This window comes from Pantoea deleyi (assembly GCF_022647325.1).
Lineage (GTDB): Bacteria > Pseudomonadota > Gammaproteobacteria > Enterobacterales > Enterobacteriaceae > Pantoea > Pantoea deleyi.
Genome location: NZ_CP071405.1, coordinates 1,701,893 through 1,726,008, shown reverse-complemented (window position 1 = coordinate 1,726,008; position 24,116 = coordinate 1,701,893). Strand labels below are relative to the sequence as shown.

24 protein-coding genes are annotated in these 24,116 nt (G+C 58.6%); 11 read left to right on the top strand and 13 right to left on the bottom strand.

Features of this window, described 5'->3' with window-relative positions:
• Nucleotides 1-41 precede the first annotated feature (41 nt).
• On the top strand, nucleotides 42-1,274 hold the full coding sequence (locus J1C59_RS08065; RefSeq protein ID WP_140916807.1) for an MFS transporter: 1,233 nt from the start codon (nucleotides 42-44) through the stop codon (nucleotides 1,272-1,274).
• Nucleotides 1,275-1,366: 92 nt separating this feature from the next.
• Here the strand turns inward: J1C59_RS08065 and lpxM are convergent, their stop codons facing one another.
• From lpxM to znuA, 3 genes are all read right to left on the bottom strand, one after another.
• Nucleotides 1,367-2,341 (bottom strand): lauroyl-Kdo(2)-lipid IV(A) myristoyltransferase, encoded by a 975-nt coding sequence (gene lpxM / locus J1C59_RS08060; RefSeq protein WP_128083864.1) that lies wholly within the window; start codon nucleotides 2,339-2,341, stop codon nucleotides 1,367-1,369.
• 123 nt (nucleotides 2,342-2,464) lie between these two features.
• Nucleotides 2,465-3,796, bottom strand: a complete 1,332-nt coding sequence (gene mepM / locus J1C59_RS08055) for a murein DD-endopeptidase MepM (RefSeq protein ID WP_128083863.1) — start codon at nucleotides 3,794-3,796, stop codon at nucleotides 2,465-2,467.
• A 13-nt stretch (nucleotides 3,797-3,809) separates the two neighbouring features.
• Nucleotides 3,810-4,757: a zinc ABC transporter substrate-binding protein ZnuA gene (znuA, locus tag J1C59_RS08050; protein ID WP_128083862.1), complete on the bottom strand. Its 948-nt coding sequence runs from the start codon at nucleotides 4,755-4,757 to the stop codon at nucleotides 3,810-3,812.
• A 77-nt stretch (nucleotides 4,758-4,834) separates the two neighbouring features.
• Between znuA and znuC the strand changes: the two genes are divergently transcribed.
• Together znuC and znuB are read left to right on the top strand one after the other, a co-directional pair.
• Nucleotides 4,835-5,590, top strand: coding sequence for a zinc ABC transporter ATP-binding protein ZnuC (gene znuC, locus J1C59_RS08045; protein ID WP_128083861.1), 756 nt, complete (start codon nucleotides 4,835-4,837; stop codon nucleotides 5,588-5,590).
• Nucleotides 5,587-6,372: a zinc ABC transporter permease subunit ZnuB gene (gene znuB, locus J1C59_RS08040; RefSeq protein ID WP_128083860.1), complete on the top strand. Its 786-nt coding sequence runs from the start codon at nucleotides 5,587-5,589 to the stop codon at nucleotides 6,370-6,372. Before znuC ends, znuB begins: the two co-directional genes overlap by 4 nt.
• Here the strand turns inward: znuB and ruvB are convergent, their stop codons facing one another.
• From ruvB to aspS, 6 genes are all read right to left on the bottom strand, one after another.
• Nucleotides 6,373-7,377, bottom strand: coding sequence for a Holliday junction branch migration DNA helicase RuvB (ruvB, locus tag J1C59_RS08035; RefSeq protein WP_111139782.1), 1,005 nt, complete (start codon nucleotides 7,375-7,377; stop codon nucleotides 6,373-6,375). It lies immediately after the preceding gene.
• An 8-nt stretch (nucleotides 7,378-7,385) separates the two neighbouring features.
• Nucleotides 7,386-8,000: a Holliday junction branch migration protein RuvA gene (gene ruvA, locus J1C59_RS08030; protein ID WP_128083859.1), complete on the bottom strand. Its 615-nt coding sequence runs from the start codon at nucleotides 7,998-8,000 to the stop codon at nucleotides 7,386-7,388.
• A gap of 96 nt (nucleotides 8,001-8,096) precedes the next feature.
• Nucleotides 8,097-8,624, bottom strand: coding sequence for a crossover junction endodeoxyribonuclease RuvC (gene ruvC / locus J1C59_RS08025; RefSeq protein WP_111139784.1), 528 nt, complete (start codon nucleotides 8,622-8,624; stop codon nucleotides 8,097-8,099).
• 37 nt (nucleotides 8,625-8,661) lie between these two features.
• Nucleotides 8,662-9,405 carry a YebC/PmpR family DNA-binding transcriptional regulator gene (locus J1C59_RS08020; protein WP_128083858.1) on the bottom strand — a complete coding sequence of 248 codons (744 nt, stop codon included), beginning with the start codon at nucleotides 9,403-9,405 and terminating at the stop codon, nucleotides 8,662-8,664.
• 278 nt (nucleotides 9,406-9,683) lie between these two features.
• Nucleotides 9,684-10,115 (bottom strand): dihydroneopterin triphosphate diphosphatase, encoded by a 432-nt coding sequence (nudB, locus tag J1C59_RS08015; protein WP_128083857.1) that lies wholly within the window; start codon nucleotides 10,113-10,115, stop codon nucleotides 9,684-9,686.
• Nucleotides 10,115-11,893 carry an aspartate--tRNA ligase gene (gene aspS / locus J1C59_RS08010; RefSeq protein ID WP_128083856.1) on the bottom strand — a complete coding sequence of 593 codons (1,779 nt, stop codon included), beginning with the start codon at nucleotides 11,891-11,893 and terminating at the stop codon, nucleotides 10,115-10,117. The genes nudB and aspS overlap by 1 nt, the downstream gene beginning before the upstream one ends.
• Before the next feature lie 211 nt (nucleotides 11,894-12,104).
• On the opposite strand from aspS, the gene J1C59_RS08005 reads away from it, so the two are divergent.
• The 4 genes from J1C59_RS08005 (at nucleotide 12,105) to cmoB (ending at nucleotide 15,166) form a co-directional block, all read left to right on the top strand.
• Nucleotides 12,105-12,926: a DUF72 domain-containing protein gene (locus J1C59_RS08005; protein WP_140916808.1), complete on the top strand. Its 822-nt coding sequence runs from the start codon at nucleotides 12,105-12,107 to the stop codon at nucleotides 12,924-12,926.
• 69 nt (nucleotides 12,927-12,995) lie between these two features.
• Entirely contained in the window at nucleotides 12,996-13,391 is a 396-nt protein-coding gene (locus J1C59_RS08000) for an MAPEG family protein (RefSeq protein WP_128083855.1), read from the top strand.
• Nucleotides 13,392-13,472: 81 nt separating this feature from the next.
• Complete coding sequence (gene cmoA / locus J1C59_RS07995; RefSeq protein WP_111139789.1) at nucleotides 13,473-14,201, top strand: carboxy-S-adenosyl-L-methionine synthase CmoA; 729 nt, start codon at nucleotides 13,473-13,475, stop codon at nucleotides 14,199-14,201.
• Nucleotides 14,198-15,166 carry a tRNA 5-methoxyuridine(34)/uridine 5-oxyacetic acid(34) synthase CmoB gene (gene cmoB / locus J1C59_RS07990; protein ID WP_128083854.1) on the top strand — a complete coding sequence of 323 codons (969 nt, stop codon included), beginning with the start codon at nucleotides 14,198-14,200 and terminating at the stop codon, nucleotides 15,164-15,166. The genes cmoA and cmoB overlap by 4 nt, the downstream gene beginning before the upstream one ends.
• A 4-nt stretch (nucleotides 15,167-15,170) precedes the next feature.
• Here the strand turns inward: cmoB and J1C59_RS07985 are convergent, their stop codons facing one another.
• Complete coding sequence (locus J1C59_RS07985; protein ID WP_128083853.1) at nucleotides 15,171-15,797, bottom strand: LysE family translocator; 627 nt, start codon at nucleotides 15,795-15,797, stop codon at nucleotides 15,171-15,173.
• A 125-nt stretch (nucleotides 15,798-15,922) separates the two neighbouring features.
• On the opposite strand from J1C59_RS07985, the gene J1C59_RS07980 reads away from it, so the two are divergent.
• Entirely contained in the window at nucleotides 15,923-17,020 is a 1,098-nt protein-coding gene (locus J1C59_RS07980) for a glycerol dehydrogenase (protein ID WP_128083852.1), read from the top strand.
• A gap of 30 nt (nucleotides 17,021-17,050) precedes the next feature.
• Here the strand turns inward: J1C59_RS07980 and J1C59_RS07975 are convergent, their stop codons facing one another.
• Entirely contained in the window at nucleotides 17,051-17,896 is an 846-nt protein-coding gene (locus J1C59_RS07975) for a hypothetical protein (protein ID WP_128083851.1), read from the bottom strand.
• Between the two features lie 281 nt (nucleotides 17,897-18,177).
• Nucleotides 18,178-18,930: a copper homeostasis protein CutC gene (cutC, locus tag J1C59_RS07970; RefSeq protein WP_128083850.1), complete on the bottom strand. Its 753-nt coding sequence runs from the start codon at nucleotides 18,928-18,930 to the stop codon at nucleotides 18,178-18,180.
• Between the two features lie 85 nt (nucleotides 18,931-19,015).
• Here cutC and J1C59_RS07965 point away from each other — a divergent pair, with 85 nt between their 5' ends.
• Complete coding sequence (locus tag J1C59_RS07965) at nucleotides 19,016-20,161, top strand: MalY/PatB family protein (protein WP_128083849.1); 1,146 nt, start codon at nucleotides 19,016-19,018, stop codon at nucleotides 20,159-20,161.
• On the opposite strand, the gene J1C59_RS07960 is transcribed toward J1C59_RS07965, so the two are convergent.
• Nucleotides 20,158-20,718 (bottom strand): VOC family protein, encoded by a 561-nt coding sequence (locus tag J1C59_RS07960; protein ID WP_128083848.1) that lies wholly within the window; start codon nucleotides 20,716-20,718, stop codon nucleotides 20,158-20,160. The genes J1C59_RS07965 and J1C59_RS07960 overlap by 4 nt on opposite strands.
• Nucleotides 20,719-21,365: 647 nt before the next feature.
• Between J1C59_RS07960 and argS the strand changes: the two genes are divergently transcribed.
• Entirely contained in the window at nucleotides 21,366-23,096 is a 1,731-nt protein-coding gene (gene argS, locus J1C59_RS07955; protein WP_128083847.1) for an arginine--tRNA ligase, read from the top strand.
• Nucleotides 23,097-23,183: 87 nt separating this feature from the next.
• The gene (locus J1C59_RS07950) at nucleotides 23,184-24,095 is read left to right on the top strand and encodes a LysR family transcriptional regulator (RefSeq protein ID WP_140916809.1); all 912 of its coding nucleotides are present in this window, start codon (nucleotides 23,184-23,186) and stop codon (nucleotides 24,093-24,095) included.
• Nucleotides 24,096-24,116: the final 21 nt, after the last annotated feature.

Below are 24,116 nucleotides of genomic sequence, written 5' to 3'. Positions count from 1 at the left end.
CTGCCTGGCAGTCGCGTTTTCTTTTCTGACAAGGAGGCCAGATGGCCCGTTTTCACCCCATCAGCCAGCTTACCGGCCGAATTTTACTCTTTCCTCTGGCGTTAGTGCTGTTCGAATTTGCCACCTACATTGCGCATGACATGATCCAGCCCGGCATGCTGATCGTCACCCGCGAATTCTCCGTCGGCCCGGAATGGGTCTCTACCTCCCTGACCGCCTATCTGATTGGCGGCGTGGTGCTGCAGTGGCTGCTCGGCCCGCTCTCTGACAAATATGGCCGACGCCCGGTGATGCTCACGGGCATCCTCTTCTTTGCCGTCGCCTGCATCCTGACCCACTGGGTCAGCTCAATTGAAGAATTTGTCAGCCTGCGCTTTATTCAGGGCATCAGCCTCTGCTTTATCGGCGCGGTCGGTTACGCGGCGATTCAGGAGGCGTTTGATGAGGCACTGGCGGTGCGCATGATGGCGCTGATGGCCAACGTCGCGCTGCTGGCTCCGCTGGCGGGCCCGCTGGCCGGTGCCGCCTGGCTCACCCTGGGCAGCTGGCGCAGCATGTTCTGGCTGTTTGCCGCCTGCAGCGTGGTCGCGTTTGTGGTGCTGTGGCGCGTGATGCCGGAAACCGCAGGCGACCGCAGTCACTCGATCGCCCTGCCCAGTCTGGCGCGTAACTATGGCCGGCTGATGAAGGACCGGCTGGTGATGTCCGGCTCCTTTGCCATCGGGCTGGTGTTTATACCGATTCTGACCTGGGTGGCGCTTTCTCCGGTGATCCTGATACATGACGAGGGACTCTCCCGCATGCAGTATGCCCTGCTGCAGCTGCCGGTGTTTATGGCGATGATTGCGGGCAACCTGACGCTGAGCAAGCTGGCCGGACGGGTGCCGATCGAGCGGCCGGTGATCTTCGCCGCCTGGCCGATTCTGATCGGTCTGACCCTGGCGCTGGTGGCGAGCCTGCTGAACAGCCACGCCTGGCTGCTGGTGACCGCCGGGCTGAGCCTCTACGCCTTTGGCGCGGGTATGGTCAACGCCGGGCTCTATCGCCTGACACTCTATGCGAGTCAGGAAGGAAAAGGCAGCGTGGCGGCGATGCTGGGGATGATCAGTATTCTGACGCTGGCGGCAGGGATTGAACTGGCGAAGAGCGGTTACTTCAGCGGCGGCATGCTGTGGTTCTGCCTGGTCAACTTTATCAGCGGCGTGCTCTGGTTCGGGCTGGTGAAACTGTTTATGCGCGAGCGTCAGCGCCGCAGCACGCTGGAAGCATTGTAACATTGCGCATCGGGGCCTGACCGCGTGACGCCTCTTCGCCGCGCGGGGCGGATCAATCAGGAATAAAAAAGGCCGCTTATGCGGCCTTTCTGCTATTTACGCGGATAAAGCTCTTTGCGCGAATAGGGTTCGATATCGCCCTCTTTACGGGTCTTGAGCAGTTTGAGTATCCAGGTGTACTGCTCGGGATGCGGACGGACAAACACCTCCACCTCCTCATTCATCCGGCGTGCCAGCTGGCGATCGTCGGCTTCCAGCAGATCGTCCATCGGCGGACGTACATAGATTTCAAGCTTATGCGTTTCGCTGTTATAGACCGGGAACAGCGGCACCACGCGGGCGCGGCACACTTTCATCAGCCGTCCGACCGCTGGCAGCGTGGCTTTGTAGGTTGCGAAGAAATCGACAAACTCGCTGTGCTCAGCGCCGTGATCCTGATCGGGCAGATAGTAGCCCCAGTAGCCCTGCCGTACCGAACTGATGAAGGGTTTAATCCCGTCATTACGGGCGTGCATACGGCCACCGTAGCGACGACGCGCGGTATTCCAGGCGTAGTCCAGCAGCGGGTCGCTCTGATTGTGGAACATCGCCGCCATCTTCTGGCCTTCTGACGCCAGCAGCATCGCGGGGATATCCACCGCCCAGCCGTGTGGCACCAGGAAAATCACATTCTGCTGGTCGGCCTTCATCTGATCGATGATTTCACGGCCATGCCACTCCACGCGCTCACGGATGCGCGCCGGGTCACGCAGAACCAGCTCGGTCATCATGGTCATCGCCTGCGGCGCGGTCGCAAACATCTCATCGACCACCGTGGCGCGCTGCGCCTCGCTGAGTTCCGGCAGGCAGTAGTAGAGGTTAATCAGCGCACGGCGACGCGCCCCTTTTGCCAGCTTACCGGCAAAGCGGCCCAAACGGCCCAGCAGCGGATCGCGCACTTTTGCCGGCAGATACGCCAGCCCGGCCAGCGCACCAATCGCCAGCCAGCTGCCCCAGTATTTAGGTTTCAAAAAAGAACGTTCAAAAACGGGAATAAATTCAATGTTATTTTTTTTACGGGTTTCCATGCACTCGCCTCAAGCAATGACCGGCTAATGATAGTGACCACCTGAAAATTTGCAATCGTCATGCGCCAGATAGCAGAAAACCGACGGGAAACCGTCGGTTTTCTGGCGAGCTGACGAATCCGCTTACTTCAGGCCGAGCTGAGGCAGCCAGGATCTGACCTGTGCCAGATAGTCGCTGCGCGCTTTGCCGGTCAGACCTTCCATACGCGGAAGTTTGGCAGTTAACGGGTTCACGGCCTGGTTATTGATCCAGATTTCAAAATGCAGATGCGGGCCGGTAGAGCGTCCGGTGTTTCCTGACAGGCCGATTCGGTCGCCACGTTTCACCTTCTGACCCGGTTTCACCAGCACTTTCTTCATGTGCATGTAGCGCGTCATGTACTGACGGCCATGACGAATCGCCACGTAGTTCCCGGCGGCACCGCCATTTTTCGCCACGACGATCTCACCATCACCGACAGCCAGGACTGGGGTGCCGATTGGCAGGGCAAAGTCGACGCCTTTGTGCGGCGCAATACGGCCGGTAACCGGATTAAGACGACGCGGATTGAAGTTCGACGAGACCCGATACTGCTTCACGGTCGGGAAGCGCATAAAGCCACGCGCCAGACCGGACCCGCTGCGATCGTAGAACTTGCCATCTTCCGCCCGGAAAGCGTAGTAGTCTTTGCCGCCGCTGCGCAGGCGGACACCCAGCAACTGGCTCTGCGCACTCTTTCCATCCAGCATTTCGCGTGACATCAGGACGCTGAACTGGTCACCCGCCCGCAGCTTACGGAAATCCATCTGCCACTGCAGCGCCTTGATCACGCCGCTGGCTTCGGCGCCGGTCAGACCGGCACGCTGGGCGCTGGCCGCGAAACTGCCGCGCACTTCACCCTGCATCACGCTGTTACGCCATTCGCCCTTCTGCATCTCCGCGCTCATGGTGAAGCCCCCTTTCGGGGTACGCTCATAGGTGCGGGTTTCGCGGCGGGAGATCTCCCAGCTCAGGGTTTTCAGGCCGCCATCATCATCCAGCGTCCAGCTCAGTTGCTGACCGACCTGCAGATTACGCAGATCGCGATCGCTTACCACCAGCGCATTAATGTCGCCAATGTCGATGCCATACTGGTTGAGGGCACTGCTGAGCGTGTCACCGGAGGAGACGGTATAGTCGTGGACGCCTGCGGTGTCCGGCACGTCGGTGTCGACATCGTCTGCAGGCAACTCTTCGTCCGGTTCCGGTGTGCTCTGATCAATCGGCTCACTGGCTTCCGGCAGCAGCGTACGAAGTTCGTTTTTATCCAGGTCGATGGTTTTGACGATCGGCGTCACGTCATCGGTGGGATGGTAAACATAAGGCCGCCAGACAGCGACGGCCAGAGTAACAACGGTTAATGACCCCAGCATAACGCGGTGGGGGCGCGGCAAATTGTTAAATGCGAGGGCGACAGAGCGGGCTATCTGCTGCACTTTTACCTATTCCTCATGCTCCTTTCAGGCAGCTTTCATACTGGCTCGACAGTTGTGAGAGGAATTTCACATAGCTGTCTTTGGCTAAGCTGATGTCTGTGCCCAGGGGGTCGAGCGTGCCTTTGTGCACCTGCGTTCCGCGGGCAACAGCATCGATGACTGCTGGCCTGAATTGTGGCTCAGCAAAGACGCAGACCGCCTTTTGCTCAACCAACTGTGTTCGTATCTGGTGTAAACGCTGAGCGCCCGGTTGAATTTCAGGATTCACGGTAAAGTGCCCGGCAGGCGAAAGACCGTAGTGTTTTTCAAAGTACGTGTAAGCGTCGTGAAAAACGAAATATCCTTTATTTTTAACCGGAGCAAGCTGTGCGCTGACGCGTTTGTCCGTGTCCGCCAACGCTACCTCAAACTGCTGGAGGTTGGCGTCAAGTTTGGCTTTGTCTTGCGGCATAAGTTCCAATAATTTTCCATGGATTGCAACCGCGGTCTTGCGCGCGATCTCTGGCGACAACCACAGGTGCATATTAAACTCGCCGTGATGGTGGTGGTGAGCTTCGGCCTCATGATCTTCAGATTTTTCCGCTGCGTGCTCATCTTCATCTTCACCACCGCTAATCAATAACGGTTTGACGCCGTCGATATTGACCATCGCGAGATTTTTTTGCGCCGGAAGTTCAGCCACAGATTTGGTCATAAACGCTTCCATTTCCGGCCCGACCCAGACGACTAAGTCTGCGTTTTTTAAGCGTTTTGCATCAGAGGGACGCAGGGAGTAGTCATGCTCAGAGGCGCCGTCCGGCAGCAGGACTTCGACCGGGGTTACCCCGTCTGCAATGGCGGAGGCGATAAAGCCGACCGGTTTGATAGATGCCACCACGGCAGAGTGTGCCGGAAGGCTTAACAAAGCGGTAACGGATAAAGCAGATAAGGCGAAAATTACGCCCTTTTTATTATGTAACATATTGCGTCATTCCATCGTGACCATGAAGTGGAATGTGATATTATAACATTCGAAATTCTGTGCAACCTGTAAATACTATGACCTCACTTGTCACACTCGAAAACGTTTCGATAAAATTTACCCAGCGTAATGTGTTATCAGGCGTCAGCCTGGCATTGCAGCCTGGCCGTATTCTCACCCTGCTGGGCCCCAATGGTGCCGGGAAATCTACCCTGGTCCGCGTCGTGCTGGGCCTGCTTGCCCCGAGCAGCGGTAGCGTTCAGCGTCTGCCCGGCCTGCGTGTCGGCTATGTTCCTCAGAAACTGCACATCGATCCCACCCTGCCGGTCACGGTTGAACGCTTTATGCGTCTGACGCGGGGCAGCAAAAGCGCCGATATCCTGCCGGCCCTGAAGCGGGTGCAGGCGGGCCATCTGCTGCATTCACCGCTGCAGAAACTCTCAGGCGGGGAAACCCAGCGTGTGCTGCTGGCGCGTGCGCTGCTGAATCAGCCTCAGCTGCTGGTGCTGGATGAGCCGACCCAGGGCGTGGATGTGAACGGTCAGGTTGCGCTCTATGATCTGATTAATCAGCTGCGCGTTGAGCTGAACTGCGGCGTATTGATGGTCTCCCACGACCTGCACCTGGTGATGGCGAAAACCGACGAAGTCCTGTGCCTGAACCATCACATCTGCTGTTCCGGCACGCCGGAGGCGGTCTCGCAGCATCCGGAGTTTATCGCGATGTTCGGCCCGCGCGGCGCGCAGGAGCTGGCGATCTACCGTCACCATCACAATCACCGTCACGACCTTCAGGGACGTATCGTTTTACGCAAAGGACAGGGTTCATCATGATTGAGTTGTTATTACCGGGCTGGATTGGCGGCGTGATGCTGGCGCTGGCGGCCGGCCCGCTGGGTTCGTTTGTGGTCTGGCGCAAGATGTCCTACTTTGGCGATACGCTGGCGCACGCCTCGCTGCTTGGCGTGGCCTTTGGCCTGCTGCTGAACGTAAACCCTTATTACGCGGTGATTATGGTCACCGTCTGCCTGGCGCTGGGGCTGGTCTGGCTGGAGCGCCGTCCGCATCTGGCTATCGATACCCTGCTGGGCATCATGGCGCACAGTGCCCTGTCGCTGGGCCTGGTGGTGGTCAGCCTGATGAAGAACGTGCGCGTGGATCTGATGGCCTATCTGTTTGGCGATCTGCTGGCGGTCACGCCGGACGATCTCTGGATGATGGGCGGCGGCGTGGTCGTCGTGCTGCTGGTGATGGCGTGGCAGTGGCGTGCCCTGCTGTCGATGACCATCAGCCCGGAGCTGGCGCAGGTCGATGGCGTGAACATTCAGCGTACCCGCCTGATCCTGATGCTGGTCACGGCCCTGACCATCGGGGTGGCCATGAAGTTTGTCGGCGCGCTGATTATCACCTCACTGCTGATCATCCCGGCCGCGACCGCCCGTCGTTTCGTGCGCTCGCCGGAAGGCATGGCGGCCACCGCCGTGCTCATCGGGGTCGTTGCCGTCACCGGCGGTCTGACCTTCTCCGCCTTCTACGACACCCCCGCCGGTCCGTCCGTGGTGCTCTGCGCCGCCATCCTGTTCATCATCAGCATGGTGCGCAAACCGGCGATGTAACTACTCTTCGCGCGTGATGCCGAAGTGACGGTAAGCATGCTGCGTGGCGAGACGGCCACGCGGCGTGCGCTGAATGAAACCCTGCTGAATCAGGAAGGGTTCAATCACATCCTCGATGGTTTCGCGCTCTTCACCGATCGCCGCCGCGAGGTTGTCCAGCCCGACCGGCCCGCCCATAAATTTGTCAATGATCGCCAGCAGCAGCTTGCGGTCCATGTAATCGAACCCTTCACTGTCGACGTTAAGCATATCGAGCGCGCTGCAGGAGACTTCACCACTGAGGTCGCCGTTGGCCCGCACCTCGGCAAAGTCACGCACACGGCGCAGCAGGCGGTTGGCGATACGCGGTGTGCCGCGCGCACGGCGGGCAATCTCCAGCGCCCCGTCATCACTCAGCGCCAGGCCGAGACAGGCGGCGCTGCGGCCCACGATGTGCTGCAGATCTTTTACCTGATAGAACTCCAGCCGCTGGACGATGCCGAAACGGTCGCGCAGCGGCGACGTCAGCGAGCCTGCGCGGGTCGTGGCACCAATCAGGGTAAACGGCGGCAGATCGAGCTTGATCGAACGCGCGGCAGGCCCTTCACCAATCATGATGTCCAGCTGATAGTCTTCCATCGCCGGATAGAGCACCTCTTCCACCACCGGTGAGAGGCGGTGGATTTCATCGATAAAGAGTACGTCATGCGGTTCGAGGTTGGTCAGCATCGCGGCCAGATCGCCGGCCTTCTCCAGCACCGGGCCGGAAGTGGTGCGCAGATTCACGCCCATCTCGTTGGCCACGATGTTCGCCAGCGTGGTTTTCCCCAGCCCTGGCGGCCCGAAGATCAGCAGGTGATCGAGCGCATCGCCGCGCAGCTGCGCCGCCTTGATGAAAATCTCCATCTGCTCGCGCACCTGCGGCTGACCGACATACTCGTTCAGCAGTTTCGGACGTATCGCGCGGTCGATTAACTCTTCTTCGTTAACGCTGGCAGCAGAGACCAGACGGTCGGCTTCAATCATGACTTACCTCAAATGGCGGCGCGGAGCGCTTCGCGGATCAGCGTTTCGCAATCCGCATCCGGTCGACCGACTTTACTGATCATGCGGCTCGCTTCCTGCGGTTTATAACCCAGGGATACCAGCGCTGCAACCGCTTCGGATTCGGCGTCGTTCGTTTCCGGCTCCGGACCCGGTGTGGTGAGGGTAAAGGCGGAGTCGCCGCCAAACAGGTCGCCGTGCATCCCCTTGAAGCGATCCTTCATCTCTACTACCAGGCGCTCGGCGGTCTTTTTACCCACGCCCGGCAGTTTCACCAGCGAGGCGATCTCCTCTTTCTCCACCGCCGTCACAAACTGCTGCGCCGACATGCCGGAGAGGATCGCCAGCGCCAGCTTTGGCCCGACGCCGTTGACTTTGATTAACTCGCGAAACAGCGCACGCTCCTGCTTGCTGTTGAAACCAAACAGCAATTGCGCGTCTTCACGCACCACGAAGTGGGTGAAGATCACCGCTTCCTGCTGAAGTTCAGGCAGCTCATAAAAACAGGTCATGGGCATGTGAATTTCATAGCCTACGCCGTGTGCCTCAAGCAGCACCAGCGGCGGCTGCTTTTCCAGAATATTGCCCCGTAAACGACCTATCACCTGAATGCTTCCTTAACTGACGAATGTGGCGGAATTTATAACATAAAAAAGGCTGGATGAATATCCAGCCTGAGCGGCAGCCCTGCGTCTGCGTTACTAACCCGAACGTAATCGTCCGCGCGTCAGCACCAGTTTGCTGTCACTCATCCGCGCCGCATTCTGCGCGACGTGGCAGTGGGTGATGGCAATTGCCAGTGCATCGGCGGCATCCGCCTGCGGGTTGGCTGGCAGCTTGAGCAGGGTTCGCACCATGTGCTGCACCTGACTTTTTTCGGCGCTGCCGATGCCGACCACGGTCTGTTTAACCTGACGGGCGGCGTACTCAAACACCGGCAGATCGTGGTTCACCGCAGCCACAATGGCGGCCCCGCGCGCCTGGCCCAGCTTCAGCGCTGAGTCGGCATTCTTCGCCATAAACACCTGTTCGATGGCGAAGAAATCGGGCGAAAACTGCGTGATGATTTCGCAGACGCCCGCATAGATCAGCTTCAGTCTGGCGGGCAGTTCGGCGGTATTGGTACGGATACAGCCGCTGCCCAGATAAGTGAGCTGGCGGCCGGTCTGACGGATAACACCATAACCGGTGATGCGTGAGCCGGGATCGATCCCCAGGATAATCGACATTACGCCTCTCCGGTTAACGTGATGACAGCAGACGCCATTACAGCGTTTCCGCCACCTCGTCTGAGATTTCACCGTTGTGGTAAACCTCCTGCACATCGTCGCAATCTTCCAGCATGTCGATCAGACGCAGCAGTTTTGGCGCGGTCTCGGCATCCATTTCCGCTTTGGTGGTCGGGATCATTGACACTTCGGCGGTATCGGCTTTCAGGCCTGCGGCTTCCAGCGCATCACGCACCGTGCCCATCTCTTCCCAGGCGGTGAACACATCGATCGCGCCGTCGTCATAACTGACGACATCTTCGGCACCCGCTTCCAGCGCCGCTTCCATCACCGCATCTTCATCCTGACCCGGTGCATAGGAGATCACGCCCTTCTTATTAAACAGGTAGGCTACCGAGCCGTCAGTACCGAGGTTGCCACCGGTTTTGGTGAAGGCGTGACGCACTTCGCCCACGGTACGGTTACGGTTGTCGCTGAGGCATTCGATCATGATGGCGGAGCCGCCCGGACCGTAACCTTCATAGATGATGGTTTCCATGTTGGCGTTGTCTTCGCCGCCCACGCCGCGGGCAATAGCGCGATCCATGGTGTCACGCGTCATGTTGTTCGCCAGCGCCTTATCCATCGCGGCACGCAGACGCGGGTTAGAGCCCGCATCCCCGCCGCCCAGCTTGGCGGCCGTCACCAGTTCACGAATAATTTTGGTGAAGATTTTGCCGCGCTTGGCGTCCTGTGCCGCCTTACGGTGTTTGGTGTTTGCCCACTTACTGTGTCCAGCCATTTCTCTTTTCTCCGATCTTTTACAGGGTGCAGACTCTCTGCGCTGCGGACTGCGCCTCCGGCCCGGCTCTTACAGGATCTGCCTGTATGCCCGATGAGGGCGTCCCTGGCGGGGCGAGCTTCGTGAATCGTGCGCTGACGACTTCACGCTGGCGGCGGACAACCTCGCGGCACCGATTACGCCTGACTGTTTAATAGCCTGGTGCAGTCCTGTTAAAACTCACCATATTGATAAAATTTACGCGACCGGCCGCCGGAAAAGCGGGCGGTGACGCGCATTCAGGCAAATTCTTCAATTGCCTGGCGGTTACTCCATGATCGGGTTAATGCTGCTGCCTCTGCCGCCGTCAGCCAGCGAAACGCCAGATGTTCGGTCAGGGCGATCGCCCGCTCCTGCGGCAGTTGCAGGCGAAACCAGTGCTCGTGATTGTGGGTGACACCCGGCGCGTAGCGATGGCGGAAATGGGGGAAGATTTCAAAGTCAATCTGACGCTGACAATCCTCCATCTCCAGCCGCTCAGCCACGACGTCGATGCCGACCTCTTCATTCACTTCACGACAGGCGGTCGCCAGCGGCGACTCCCCCGGTTCCAGGCTGCCGGTCACCGACTGCCAGAACGTGGGATCGTCACGCCGCTGCAGCATTAACACCCGGCCAGTATCCCGCGCCGAAATCACGACCAGCACTGAAACCGGGTGTTTGTAGCCCATTATTTGTTCTCGAGCTTTTCTTTTTTCACGACCTGAATGCCCAGCTCCAGCAGAGAAGCGGGGTTCGCTTCGCTTGGTGCTTCGGTCATCATGCAGGCTGCTGCCGTGGTTTTCGGGAAGGCGATCACGTCACGGATGTTGTCGGTGCCGGTCAGCAGCATGGTCAGACGATCCAGGCCAAAGGCCAGGCCTGCATGCGGTGGCGTACCGAATTTCAGCGCGTCCAGCAGGAAGCCGAACTTCTCGCGCTGCTCGTGCGCTTCAATTCCCAGAATGCTGAAGACCGTCTGCTGCATTTCGCCGTTGTGGATACGCACGGAACCGCCACCCACTTCGTAGCCGTTGATCACCATGTCGTAGGCGTTAGCCACGGCACGGGTAGGATCGGCGGCCAGCTCTGAGGCGCTCATCTCTTTCGGTGCGGTGAACGGATGGTGCATCGCCGCCAGACCGCCCTCTTCGTCCTCTTCGAACATCGGGAAGTCAATAACCCACAGCGGTGCCCAGGCGTTCTCGTCGGTGATGCTGAGATCGCGGCCCACTTTCAGGCGCAGTGCACCCAGGGCATCGGCCACCACTTTGGCGCGGTCGGCACCGAAGAAGATGATGTCACCATCCTGCGCACCCGTACGGCTCAGGATACCTTCGACAATCTCCGCGTTCAGGAATTTGGCGACCGGGCTCTGGACGCCTTCAGCGCCGTCAGCACGGACATTGACCTTCATCCACGCAAGGCCTTTCGCGCCGTAAATCTCGACGAACTTGCCGTACTCATCAATCTGCTTGCGGCTCAGCTGCGCACCGGCTGGCACACGCAGCGCGGCTACGCGGCCTTTGGCGTCGTTCGCCGGGCCAGAGAAGACCTGAAACTCCACGTTTTTCAGCAGGTCGCCTACGTCCACCAGCTCCATCGGGTTACGCAGATCCGGCTTATCGGAACCGTAGCGATGCATCGCTTCCGCAAAGGTCATCTGCGGGAACTCACCGAGATCAACGCCCTGCACGTCCTGCCACAGGTTGCGGATTAAACGTTCCATGATTTCACGCACCTGAGGCGCGGTCATGAAGGAGGTTTCGACGTCGATCTGTGTAAATTCTGGCTGACGGTCGGCGCGCAGATCTTCATCGCGGAAACATTTGACGATCTGATAGTAGCGGTCAAAACCGGACATCATCAGCAGCTGTTTAAAGAGCTGGGGTGACTGCGGCAGCGCATAGAATTTGCCTTTGTGCACCCGGCTCGGCACCAGATAGTCACGCGCGCCCTCAGGGGTCGCTTTGGTCAGCATCGGGGTTTCGATATCCAGGAAACCTTCGTCATCCATAAAACGACGGACAAAGCTGGTGATTTTTGCGCGGGTTTTCAGGCGCGTCACCATCTCCGGGCGACGCAGATCCAGGTAGCGGTACTTCAGACGCGCTTCTTCGCTGTTGGTCTGGTTCGAGTCCAGCGGCAGCGGCTCAGAGCGGTTGATGATGGTCAGCGCCTGGGCAAACACTTCCACTTCACCGGTCGCCATGTCGCTGTTTTTGTTCTTCTCATCACGCGCACGCACGGTACCGGTGATCTGGATACAGAATTCGTTACGCAGTTCAGAAGCCAGCTTAAACGCGTCCTCACGATCGGGATCAAAAAACACCTGCACGATACCTTCGCGGTCGCGCATATCGATAAAGATCAAACTGCCCAGATCGCGACGGCGGTTTACCCAGCCGCAAAGCGTGACTTGCTGACCCACATGAGACAGATTGAGCTGTCCGCAATATTCTGTACGCATAACACTATCCTTTTAACTTCGCCGCTGCAGCTGACAGCATCCAGCCGCGTTGCCTTATGTGATGCTGTCGCAAAAATGGCGGCTATTATAATGGAAAAAGGCAGGCAGGATAAGCAGATCCACGCCAAAGCGCCGATTTCCTGAGTGCATTTGCCCCTCAGCCCGACGCTGACGGATAATGGGCTATCTTAACCTGTCGTCAGGAGCGCGCGTGACACTTCGTATTGGCCTGCCTCAGTGGCAGCATTCACACTGGAAACGCTGGGGTATCGGGAGCCTGGCGGATTATGCCCGCTATTTCCACTGTGTGGAGGGAAATACCACGCTTTATGCGCTGCCCGGTGCCGAAACGGTGATGCGCTGGCGCGACATGACGCACGAGGCGTTTCGCTTCTGCTTTAAGTTCCCCAACACCATCAGCCATCAGGCGGCGCTGCAACACAGCGACGATCTGCTGACCGATTTCCTGCGCCTGATGGAGCCGCTGGCCGACCGTATCGGGCAGTACTGGCTGCAGCTGCCGGCCAGCTTCTCACCGGCGGAGCTGGATGCGCTCTGGCAGTTTCTGGACAGCCTGCCGCGTCGTTTTCACTATGGCGTCGAGGTCCGCCACCCGGCGTTCTTTGCCAAAGGCGACGCGGAGCGGGCGCTGAATCGGGGTCTGCTGGCGCGCGGCGTTAACCGCGTGATGCTCGACAGCCGCCCGGTTCACGCCTCCACCTCGCAGAGTCCGGCGGCGCTGGTCGCACGTTCCCAGAAGCCCAGGGTGCCGCCGCACGCCCTGCGCACCGGTTCGCAGCCGATGGTGCGGTTTATCGGCAGCGACAGCGTGGAAGAGAGCGTGCCGCTGTTTCAGATCTGGCACGACAAGCTGATGACCTGGCAGCAACAGGGCGACGTGATGCTGTTTCTGCATACGCCCGATATGGGCCAGGTCTTTCCGCTGGTTCAGGCACTCTGGCCCCAGCTGCAGCAGATCGACCCCGGCATTGGCAGCGGACCAGACTGGCCGCAACAGACCTCACTGTTTTGAACACGTAACAGGACAGCGCCCGATCCGCTGGCTAGACTAACCACTTTACCGACGGTGACAGGAGTCCCGATGATTAGCGCATTATATGTGGTACTGGGTGCAATACTGGTGATGAAATTCACGCTGGACGTGGTGCGTTATCGTCGTTTCTATCATGTAGCCTATGGCGACGGCGGCTATCACGATCTGAAGATGGCGATCCGGATTCACGGTAATGCCATCGAAACCGTTCCGCTGGCGCTGCTGCTGCTGGTCATGATGGAGATGAACGGCGCCGACATCTGGATGGTGCATCTCACCGGCCTGCTGTTTTTCATCAGCCGTCTGCTGCACGCCTGGGGGTTGCGCAGCAGCGCAATGGCGGGACGCAAATATGGCATGATGCTGACGCTGTTTTCGCTGTGCGGCATGGTGATTTTCAACCTGATCTACCTGCCGTGGGATCTGGTTCTGTCGCTGCATTAAGCCAGCCGGGGTTAAGGGGTGCAGCCTGCCCCACTTTCTGCGAGAATAGCGCCCTTTCCGTCGTCTCTTCGGATTTTCGATATGTCTGACCGCGATCAACTCTTCTCAGCGCCCATTGCAAAACTGGGCGACTGGACCTTTGACGAGCGCGTTGCTGAAGTCTTTCCTGACATGATTCAGCGCTCGGTGCCGGGCTACTCCAACATCATTTCGATGATTGGTATGCTGGCTGAACGTTTTGTCACTCCGGACAGCCAGGTTTACGATCTGGGCTGTTCGCTGGGCGCGGCGACCCTCTCAGTACGCCGCAATATCCATGTGCCGGGTTGCCAGATTATTGCCGTGGATAACTCTCCGGCAATGGTCGAGCGCTGCCGTCGCCATCTGGATGCCTTTCGCGCTGACACGCCGGTCACGGTGCTGGAAGCGGATATCCGCGATATTCCCATCGAAAACGCCTCGCTGGTGGTGCTTAACTTCACGCTGCAGTTTCTGGAGCCGCCTGCCCGCCTGGCGCTGCTGCAGAAGATCTGGCAGGGTCTGAAACCCGGTGGCGCGCTGGTGCTGTCAGAGAAGTTCAGTTTTGAAGATGCCGATGTCGGCGAACTGCTGTTCAACATGCACCACGACTTCAAACGCGCCAACGGCTACAGCGAACTGGAGATCAGTCAGAAGCGCAGCATGCTGGAAAATGTGATGCTGACGGACAGCGTTGAAACCCATAAAGCCCGCCTGAAACAGGCCGGTTTCCCGCACGCCGAACTCTGGTTCCAGTGCTTTAACTTTGGATCTCTGGTGGCGTTGAAATGATTGATTTTGGGCGTTTTTATCAGCAAATCGCCGTGGGCCCGCTGGCGAAGTGGCTGGAAGTGTTACCGGCACAGATTAGCGAATGGCAGCGTGAAAACCTGCATGGGCACTTCCGTGACTGGTACAAGTCGCTGGAGTATCTGCCGCTGCTGGAACCGCAAAAGCTCGACCTGCTGCACAGCGTGACCGCCGACCGCGATGACATCAGCGACCGCCATCGTCAGGGCATTGAGAAGTTGCTGCGCAACCTGATGCCGTGGCGCAAAGGCCCCTATTTCCTCTATGGCACCCACATCAACACCGAATGGCGCTCAGACTGGAAGTGGGAACGCGTGATTCCGCACATCTCCCCACTGGCGGGCCGGACGGTGCTGGATGTCGGCTGTGGCAGCGGTTATCACATGTGGCGGATGATTGGCGCAGGGGCGCAGATGGTGGTCGGCATCGATCCCATGCAGCTGTTCCTGGTGCAGTTTGAAGCGGTGCGTAAGCTGCTGAATGACGATCGCCGGGCGCACATGCTGCCGCTGGGTATTGAGCAGCTGCCCGCGTTACAGGCTTTTGATACCGTCTTTTCAATGGGTGTGCTCTATCACCGTCGTTCCCCGCTGGATCACCTGTTACAGCTGAAAAATCAGCTGGTGAGCGGCGGCGAGCTGGTGCTGGAAACGCTGGTGATTGAAGGCGATGTGAATCAGGTGCTCGTGCCCGGTGAACGCTATGCCCAGATGCGCAACGTGTTTTTCATTCCTTCCGCGGAAGCGCTGAAAAGCTGGCTGGAAAAAAGCGGGTTTGTCGATGTACGCATCGTCGATTTCGCCCGCACCACCACGGAAGAGCAGCGCCGCACCGACTGGATGACCAGCGAGTCGCTGGCGGAATTCCTCGATCCCGACGATCACGGCAAAACGGTGGAAGGCTATCCGGCTCCCCTGCGCGCCGTACTGGTCGCCACCAAACCTTAATGCCCTAGCGGCGAGACAACGCCAGTTTCGCCGCAAATCCAATAAACACGCAGCCGGTCAGGCGATCCATCACCTTCAGGATCGGCGGTTTGCGCAGATGCCGCGCAAAGTAGTGGCTGCCCGCAATCAGCACCGCATTCCAGACCAGCCCCAGCACCATATGCGCCAGCGCCATCAGCGTGCACCAGAGCGCGACTGACGCCCCTGCCGGAATAAACTGCGGCAGGAAGGTGACATAAAACACGCCCACTTTCGGGTTCAGCAGATTTCCCGTTAATCCCCGCAGAAAGCAGGCCAGATAACCCTGCGGCCTGAATGGCGTGTCCTCTTCCGTTGTCACCGGCTGCTGGCGCGGGTTGAGCAGTAACCTGATCCCCAGATACAGCAGCCAGCCTGCGCCAGTCCACTTCAGCAGGTTATAGGCGAGTTCAGAGGCCATCAGCAGCGCGCCCAGCCCGAATCCCACCGCAATCCCCCAGAGCAGACAGCCCAGCGTTACGCCAGAGGCGGTGGCCCAGGCGCGCTGCCAGCCCTGCGCAAGCGCGGTGCGCAGCACCAGCGCCGTATCAAAGCCCGGAGTCAGCGTCAGAATAGTTATCGCAAACAGAAAAGAGAACAGCGTGGCGGTCATGATTACCTCTCCATCGATCTTTACAGGGTGTCACACCGCGAAACCGTTCGGGGAGCTGCTCACAGGATGACCAGAATGTGCCAGGCTGGATCAGGTTAATTCATTCCTGTCACGGAGTTGTGGTTATGAGCAAATTTATTTTTTCGTCACCCCGAAAATATGTGCAGGGCGCTGGTGTGCTGGATGAACTGGGCACCTGGCTGGCAGAACTGGGCGACCAGGCGTTTCTGGTGGCGGACGAGGTTGTCTGGACACTGATTGGTGAGCGCACGCAGCAGACGCTGACATCGGCCGGAATCGGCTTCAGCTGGCAGCAGTTTAACGGTGAAGCCTCCAGCAATGAGATCACCCGCCTCAGCAGGCTGGCGCAGGATCAGGGCTGTAACGTGGTGGTCGGGCTGGGCGGCGGCAAAACGCTGGACACCGTGAAGGCCATAGCGGATGAGCTGAAACAGCCGGTGGCGATCGTGCCGACGATCGCCTCCACCGATGCGCCCTGCAGCGCCCTGTCGGTGATCTATTCCGACAGCGGGGTTTTTGAGAGCTATCGCTTTTACAGTAAAAACCCCGACCTGGTGCTGGTGGACACGGCGGTCTGCGCCAGCGCCCCGGCCCGCCTCTTTGCCTCCGGCATTGCCGATGGCCTGGCCACCTGGGTTGAAGCGCAGGCGGTGGCGCGTTCCCATGCCAAATCGATGGTGAACGGGGATCCGACCCTCGCCGGACTGGCGATTGCCCGCACCTGTGAAGAGACGCTGCTGAAGTGGGGTTACAGCGCCTACATCGCCGTGACGGAAAAGCGGGTCACGCCCGCTGTGGAGGCGGTGGTCGAGGCGAACACGCTGCTCTCCGGTCTGGGCTTTGAAAATGGCGGGCTGGCTGGGGCGCACGCAATCCACAACGGGTTTACCGCGATTGATGGCGAGATCCACCATCTGACGCACGGCGAGAAAGTGGCCTATGGCACGCTGACACAGATGGTGCTGGAGCAGCGCCCGGATGAAGAGATTGCCCGCTATGTTCGCTTCTATCGGGCAATCAACATGCCGACGACGCTCAGGGAGATGCATCTGGAGAATGAAAGCTGGGAGAATCTGGTAAAGATCGGTGCCCTGGCAAACAGCGACGGCGATACGCTGAAAAACCTTAATCCTCATCTTGCGCCGGAGGATATTGCCAACGCGCTGCTGGCGCTGGATGCCTTCAGCCAGACGGTGAAATAATCTCTTAACAGGCGATCCGCGGGTCGCCTGTTATTCGTCCGCTGCAGGCTTCGCATCCCAGTACTCATACTTGTAAGCGGAACTGAGATGGCGCTCAATAGTGCCGCGCGTGAAGATTTCGGTTTCATGCAGATAGCTCAGGGTACAGTTACCGACCTCATCCCAGGACTGACACTCATCAACCGAGCGTATAGTGCTGAGCGGTGTGGTCGCCGTGCCGTTGAGCCGCACTTCGCGCCATTGGGGATCGTAGGTGTATTCGTCGGTCCCCCGGGCAGAGGTGGTGCGCGTCACCAGGCCCTTTGGATTCCAGTGGTAATGGAACTCGCCGTTAGTGAGCGGATCGCTGCCACGTGCCACACTCTTCTCCAGTCGTAGCTGGCGATCGTAGCGATAGGTGGTGTCGGTAAAGCCGGTTCTACCCATGCTGGTAAATCTGTCGGAGGCGCTGGTAATATTGCCATGCTCGCCTTTCTGCCAGTTAATCGTTCCCTGCCGGTTATCAACAACGACTTCCCTGCCCTCTTTCAGCACTTTGACCAGATATGCATATTCAGCCACCCAGCCGCCCTGAACCCTGGCGATGTGTTGCTCCATGCTGAGGATCACGTTGCGTTCACTTTTATCATAGCTGACGTCGGCCACCGTCAGTTCACCGCAGGCATCAAACTGTCCCAGCACCCGCTTTTGCGAATTCACATCTTTGCCAAATTCACCTGCAATCACCTGCTTCACTGCGCCTTTCGCATTGCCGCCCAGCAAAATCAGCTGATTGCTGTTCGCCACGGCAGCCACGCCGCATTCGCCAGACGCAGCATGGCTACTGCAGGAGGCCGTCAGCGTCAGGATCAGAAGAGCCATCAGATTCCGTTTCATAGGGTAAGCTCCAGGCGATGATGCTTTGAGTGTAAACGCTGCGACGGCCGGCCGCCGTCAAACCTGCGGACTTTTGTCCGCCGTGGCCTGATTGTTCCAGCTTTCAGGGCATCCGGGCCGGGAATAAGTGAGATGATCATCGCTCTGGCGCAGGCGCGCGGGAGCGTAAGTCGCCGTCAGCAGACGCTGCACAAAAAGAACCCCAGCAAGCGTACTGGGGTTTGGTACTTGCAAACACCACGTCAATGATCGGCGTGCTGCGCGGCAAAATCTGTTGTGGTTCAGGCGACCCGGACGGTACTCATCTGCATCACGCTCTTCATCGCCTCCACCACGTCGCCATCGACACAATAGCGGCTGAATTCGTCGGTTTCGGCGTCTGAACACATGGAGACCCCCGCTTTGCGGTAGCGCATCGGCGAGACAATCAGATGACTGGCCGAGCTGTGGACTTCGTTAATCCCCATGTCGAGAAACTTCTGCAGGTTGCTGAGGCGTACGCCCGCACCCGCCATAATAATAGGACCGGTGCTGCTCTCATTTAGTTCCCTGAGCAATGCAATTCCGTTTTCAGCATTCTGCTGCTGACCTGAAGTCAGAATACGCGCCACCCCTAAATCCGTGAGTGTCTCCAGGGCACGACGTGGGCTGTGACAGAGGTCAAAGGCGCGATGAAAGGTCACCGCCAGGCCGTCGCAGAGCGCCATAATCTGCCGCATCTGCCCCAGATGCACGTGGGCATCCTCATCCAGCATCCCGATAACCAGACCGGGGAAACCGAGTTCGCGGATCAGCGCCACATCCGATTTCATCGTCTCAAACTCCCGGGCGGTATAACAGAAATCGCCGCCGCGCGGCCGGATAATGGGATGAACCGGAATCGAAACGTCACGACGGGCAGCCTGCAGCGCTCCCATCGAGGGGGTCAGTCCGCCTTCGCGGGGAGCGGCGCAGAGTTCGACCCGATCGGCGCCCGCCTCCTGTGCGGTCACGGCGCAATCCACGCCATAGCAGCAAATTTCCAGTGTGGTCATTCTCTTCTCCTTTACATGACTCTGGTTCAGGGCAGATTCATCGGTTAGTCTGGCTGCTGGAATGAGTTTACCGGGAAAGTTAACTATGGCATTCAATTTCGACCAACGGATAGACCGTCGTCACAGCGATAGCCTTAAATGGAACAAATATGCGGACCAGGACATTCTGCCGCTCTGGGTGGCCGATACGGATTTCCGATCGCCTGACTGCGTGATCGAGGCGATTAAAACCCGCGCCGAACATGGGATTTTCGGTTATGGCGACACGCCCGTTGCTTTTATCGACAGCGCGGTAGCGTGGCTCGCCTCGCGCTATCAGTGGCACGTTAATCCGGAGTGGATTGTGGTTTTACCGGGCGTCGTCAGCGGCCTGAATCTGGCCGTGCGTGCGTTTACCGCCCCGGACGAGCTGACCGTGGCGCCCACGCCGATCTATCCACCGTTTCGCGGTTCAGCAAAACTGGCGGAACGGGGTCAGCTCAGTCTGCCGCTGACGCTGCAGCAGGAGCGCTGGGTAGTGGATATGCATGCGGCTGACGATCAGCTCACCGGCAAAGAGCGACTGTTAATGCTGTGCAATCCGCAGAATCCGGGCGGCACCGTTTATCGCCGCGACGAACTGCAGGCGCAGCTGGAATTTGCGCAGAAGCACGATCTGATTGTCTGTTCCGATGAGATCCACAGCGATCTGCTGCTGGAGCCGGGTGCGCAGCACATCCCGTTCGCTTCACTGAGTGAAGATGCGGCGCAGCGCAGCGTCACGCTGATGTCCCCTTCCAAAACCTTTAATATTGCCGGTCTGGGTGCATCCATCGCCGTTATCCCCAATGCCGAACTGCGCACCCGCTTTAACCGGCTGCGGCGCGGCATTGTGCCGGAGGTGGATATCCTGGCGCTGACGGCCGCGACGGCCGCCTGGCGCGACGGTGAACCCTGGCTGAAGGCCCAGAATGCCTATCTGCGCAGCAACCGTGACTGGCTGGTGTCGCAGGTAAACAAAATGAACGGCCTGCGCGTCGCCTCACCGGAGGCGACCTATCTCGCCTGGATCGACGCCAGCGCGCTGAACGTCGCCAGTCCCGCGCTCTATTTTGAGAAATATGGCCTCGGCCTGACGGCCGGACGCGAGTTTGGCAACGATCAGTTTGTCCGGCTCAACTTTGGCTGTACCCGCGCGCTGCTGGATGAGGCCGTGGCGCGCCTGAAGCGCGCGCTGGCCGCCCGCATTTAGCCCTGTTCGCTGGCGACAATCTCTTCCAGTCGCCACGGATGAAACTTGATGGTCGTCTGCCCGTCCGTTACCGCCAGGGTCGGATTGGGCAGGCGCTCATTCTCGCCCTGCGGGGCACTGGTTTTGAACGAGATCCCCGGCTGCGTCAGCGCCTCGTCTGACAGCAACGCCATGGCGCGCACTCCCAGCGTCTGGTGATCGCCGCGCAGCACCACCTCGATATGCTCCCAGCCCTCGTGGCGATACCGTTTTTCGCCCGGCCACGGCAGCTCCACCACATCGATCTCCCGATCGGCTATCCGCAGTGGATCATGCAGCTTAAACAGGCAAATCTGCCGTCCGTTGATCGTGGCTGCTGAAAATTGATGACCAATCTGCTGCAAGCCTTGCTGCCAGCGCATTGCGGTGGTCTCCTGGTGACAACGCACGGCAATGTGGTCGATTTCCAGATCGTTAAGGCGTAAACCCAGTCGCTGCGCAAAATTTAGCAACGATTCTTCAAAACGTTCTAAATCTGTCTTTAAATCATCCAATTCTGTCGGAAAAGATCTCTTCACTGCCCCGATTCCTCATAATTTGTTTAGCATTTATAATCAGTCTGGTTTATTGTGCGCCGCCTGCTGAGCGCCACATAATGATAAGATTCATCTTATTTGACCCGAAATTTAACGCAAAACCGTATAATAACATCTTTCATTTCGGATTTATCTTCTGTTTAGGACCATGAATTTCTTGATGAAAGTACTATAATCGTATGATTAATATGGCTTTCTTTTATACAATAAGATAACTCTTATTTGGAACATAAACAATTGCAGCCCTCACCACCTTCCTATAAATTTGACCTAACACAACCAAAAGGAATGGCTCTATGTCTATGCTCATCGTTGTCGCTGTCCTTATCGCACTGATGGGATTTGCAATTTCCCGCCATTGGAAGGTGCGTGAAGATAAAAGCGTAAAGAACCCTCGCCGTCACTTACGACGTCGTTAACGCCTCCGGGAAACATCTTATTCAGCTCTGTTTCCCCACTTCATCCAACTACTGACGCCCACTGACATTTCACGTATACTTTTCCCCTCATTTTTTTCCGTTTTGTCTGCCGCATCCGTTTCGCTGTTCCGGTGACGTGCTCGGTTCAGGCAAGATGATGACAGCCCGGCTTCGCAGGCAGGGCGTTGTTCAGCACATGAAGGTAACGCGGTGAATATTCAGGCACTTCTTTCCGAAAAAGTCAGTCAGGCAATGGTTTTAGCCGGCGCACCCGCCGATTGCGAACCACAGGTTCGTCAGTCCGCACGGGTTCAGTTTGGAGACTATCAGGCTAACGGCATCATGGCCGTGGCGAAAAAGCTGGGACAGGCTCCGCGACAGTTAGCGGAAGCGGTGATTCAGCACCTCGATCTGACCGGTATCGCCCGTAAAGTTGAAATTGCCGGCCCGGGCTTCATCAATATCTTCCTTGACCACGCCTGGCTGGCAAAACATGCCCGCGAAGCGCTGACCCTGCCGCGTCTGGGCGTGCAGCTGGCTGAACCGCAGACCATTGTGGTGGATTACTCTGCGCCAAACGTGGCGAAAGAGATGCACGTCGGCCACGTCCGCTCCACCATCATCGGTGATGCGGCGGTGCGTACCCTGGAGTTCCTCGGTCACAACGTGATCCGCGCCAATCACGTCGGCGACTGGGGCACGCAGTTCGGTATGCTGATTGCGTTCCTGGAAAAGCAGCAGAATGAAGATCACGCCGAGATGGCCCTCGCCGATCTCGAAGGCTTCTACCGTGAAGCTAAACGGACCTATGACGAAGATCCCGAGTTTGCCGAGCGCGCACGCGGTTACGTGGTGAAACTGCAGGGTGGTGATGAATACTGCCGTCAGATGTGGAAGAAGCTGGTCGACATCACCATGAGTCAGAACCAGAAGATCTACGATCGGATGAACGTCACGCTGACGCGCAACGATGTGATGGGGGAAAGCCTTTACAACGATATGCTGCCTGGCATCGTTGCCGATCTGAAGCAGAAAGGCCTGGCGGTCGAGAGTGAAGGCGCTACCGTGGTGTTCCTGGATGAGTTCCAGAACAAAGAAGGTGAGCCGATGGGCGTCATCATCCAGAAAAAGGATGGCGGCTACCTCTACACCACCACAGATATCGCCTGTGCGAAATACCGTTATGAAACCCTGAAAGCCGACCGCGTGCTTTACTACATCGACTCCCGTCAGCATCAGCATCTGGTGCAGGCCTGGACCATCGTCCGCAAAGCGGGCTACGTGCCGGAATCGGTGCCGCTGGAGCACCACGCGTTTGGCATGATGCTGGGCAAAGATGGCCGCCCATTCAAGACCCGCAGCGGCGGCACCATCAAGCTCGCCGATCTGCTGGATGAAGCCTGGCAGCGCGCTTACACGCTGGTGCGTGAGAAGAACCCGGAGATGAGCGAAGAAGAAGTGAAAGCGCTGGCCGAAGTGGTCGGGATCAGTGCGGTGAAATATGCCGACCTCTCCAAGAGCCGCACCACCGACTACATCTTCGACTGGGACAACATGCTGGCCTTCGAAGGCAACACGGCACCTTACATGCAGTACGCCTACACCCGCGTCCTCTCTGTGTTCCGCAAGGCGGGCATCGACGCCGATTCGCTGGATGCGGAGATCGTGATTGGCGAAGAGCGTGAAGCGCAGCTTGCTACCCGTCTGCTTCAGTTTGAAGAGATCATCATGCAGGTGGCACGCGACGGTACACCGCACGTCATGTGTGCCTACCTCTACGATCTGGCCGGGCTGTTCTCGGGCTTCTATGAGCACTGCCCGATCCTCAGCGCCGAATCCGAGGCCATCCGTCTGAGCCGACTGCAGCTGGCCGCGCTGACCGCGAAAACGTTGAAGCAGGGACTGGATACGCTGGGCATCGACACCGTCGAGCGCATGTAATCACCGGAGCGGAGAGGGCTGCCCTCTCCGTTTCTTCTGCTGTTCTCCCTTTCTGTTCGCCCCCCTTCTCAGCCGCAGGATGACCTGATGTCTGCAGACGCGCACCTTACCGGCAGTCACCTGCCCACTATCCGGCAACTGCAGTGCTTTCTGGCCGTCGCGCAGGAGCTTAACTTTCGCCGGGCCGCAGAACGGCTCAGCATGACGCAGCCGCCGCTGACCCGGCAGATCCAGCGTCTGGAAGATCTGCTGGGCCAGACGCTGTTCGATCGCAATACGCATGATGTAACGCTGACCCTCGCGGGCCAGGCTCTGGTGGCGAAGGCTGAGGCAATTCTGTGTGCGCTGAGTGCGCTGAAGCAGGCTGCCCGGCCTGCCGCTTCCCGCGTGCGCATCGGGCTGACCCGGACGCTGAACGTCGAACGGATTGCACCACTCGGCCAGCTGCTGGCGGAGCTTCACGCCCGCGATGAGATTGAGATGCCCAGCCAGACCTCTCCCCAGCTGCTGCAGAGCCTGGCCCGACAGAGTCTGGATCTGGTGATCACCGGGGAAAAAGGCGCGGAAACGCGTGAGACGCTGCGCTACGTGTGGCTCTGCCGCGAGCCACTGCTGGCGGCGATCCCTGCCGCGCACCCGGCCAGCCAGCAGGCGCAGGTTTCGCTGGCGATGCTGGCCGATCTGCCGCTGTTCTGGTTTACGCGCAGCGCCAACCCGCTGTTTTATGACAAATGCGAGCGCTACTTTTCTACGCTGAACCTGACGCTGACGCGCGTGAGAGAGCCGGATGACTCCCTGCTGATGCTGTCGCACATTGCCCGTGGCAAAGGATTCGCCCTGTTGCCGCAGTCGAAGTGTACTTTTCATCAGTCGGGACTCTGTTACCGTCCGCTCACCGACGCCGCCGCCGGGTCGCTGGCGATTGATCTCTATGCCGCCGTGCGTGCCGATGAAAAGCGCGACGCGGTCCTCGCTGCCCTGCAGCATCTTTCTCCCTGATTTTCATTACCGTTTAGCGTG

What these genes read in the sequence shown, in the direction of transcription:
- J1C59_RS08065 (WP_140916807.1), top strand. Translation starts at nt 42, where the DNA reads ATGGCCCGTTTTCACCCCATCAGCCAGCTTACCGGCCGAATTTTACTC.
- lpxM (WP_128083864.1), bottom strand. Translation starts at nt 2,341, where the DNA reads ATGGAAACCCGTAAAAAAAATAACATTGAATTTATTCCCGTTTTTGAA.
- znuA (WP_128083862.1), bottom strand. Translation starts at nt 4,757, where the DNA reads ATGTTACATAATAAAAAGGGCGTAATTTTCGCCTTATCTGCTTTATCC.
- znuC (WP_128083861.1), top strand. Translation starts at nt 4,835, where the DNA reads ATGACCTCACTTGTCACACTCGAAAACGTTTCGATAAAATTTACCCAG.
- znuB (WP_128083860.1), top strand. Translation starts at nt 5,587, where the DNA reads ATGATTGAGTTGTTATTACCGGGCTGGATTGGCGGCGTGATGCTGGCG.
- ruvB (WP_111139782.1), bottom strand. Translation starts at nt 7,377, where the DNA reads ATGATTGAAGCCGACCGTCTGGTCTCTGCTGCCAGCGTTAACGAAGAA.
- ruvC (WP_111139784.1), bottom strand. Translation starts at nt 8,624, where the DNA reads ATGTCGATTATCCTGGGGATCGATCCCGGCTCACGCATCACCGGTTAT.
- J1C59_RS08020 (WP_128083858.1), bottom strand. Translation starts at nt 9,405, where the DNA reads ATGGCTGGACACAGTAAGTGGGCAAACACCAAACACCGTAAGGCGGCA.
- nudB (WP_128083857.1), bottom strand. Translation starts at nt 10,115, where the DNA reads ATGGGCTACAAACACCCGGTTTCAGTGCTGGTCGTGATTTCGGCGCGG.
- aspS (WP_128083856.1), bottom strand. Translation starts at nt 11,893, where the DNA reads ATGCGTACAGAATATTGCGGACAGCTCAATCTGTCTCATGTGGGTCAG.
- J1C59_RS08000 (WP_128083855.1), top strand. Translation starts at nt 12,996, where the DNA reads ATGATTAGCGCATTATATGTGGTACTGGGTGCAATACTGGTGATGAAA.
- cmoA (WP_111139789.1), top strand. Translation starts at nt 13,473, where the DNA reads ATGTCTGACCGCGATCAACTCTTCTCAGCGCCCATTGCAAAACTGGGC.
- cmoB (WP_128083854.1), top strand. Translation starts at nt 14,198, where the DNA reads ATGATTGATTTTGGGCGTTTTTATCAGCAAATCGCCGTGGGCCCGCTG.
- J1C59_RS07985 (WP_128083853.1), bottom strand. Translation starts at nt 15,797, where the DNA reads ATGACCGCCACGCTGTTCTCTTTTCTGTTTGCGATAACTATTCTGACG.
- J1C59_RS07980 (WP_128083852.1), top strand. Translation starts at nt 15,923, where the DNA reads ATGAGCAAATTTATTTTTTCGTCACCCCGAAAATATGTGCAGGGCGCT.
- J1C59_RS07975 (WP_128083851.1), bottom strand. Translation starts at nt 17,896, where the DNA reads ATGAAACGGAATCTGATGGCTCTTCTGATCCTGACGCTGACGGCCTCC.
- cutC (WP_128083850.1), bottom strand. Translation starts at nt 18,930, where the DNA reads ATGACCACACTGGAAATTTGCTGCTATGGCGTGGATTGCGCCGTGACC.
- J1C59_RS07965 (WP_128083849.1), top strand. Translation starts at nt 19,016, where the DNA reads ATGGCATTCAATTTCGACCAACGGATAGACCGTCGTCACAGCGATAGC.
- J1C59_RS07950 (WP_140916809.1), top strand. Translation starts at nt 23,184, where the DNA reads ATGTCTGCAGACGCGCACCTTACCGGCAGTCACCTGCCCACTATCCGG.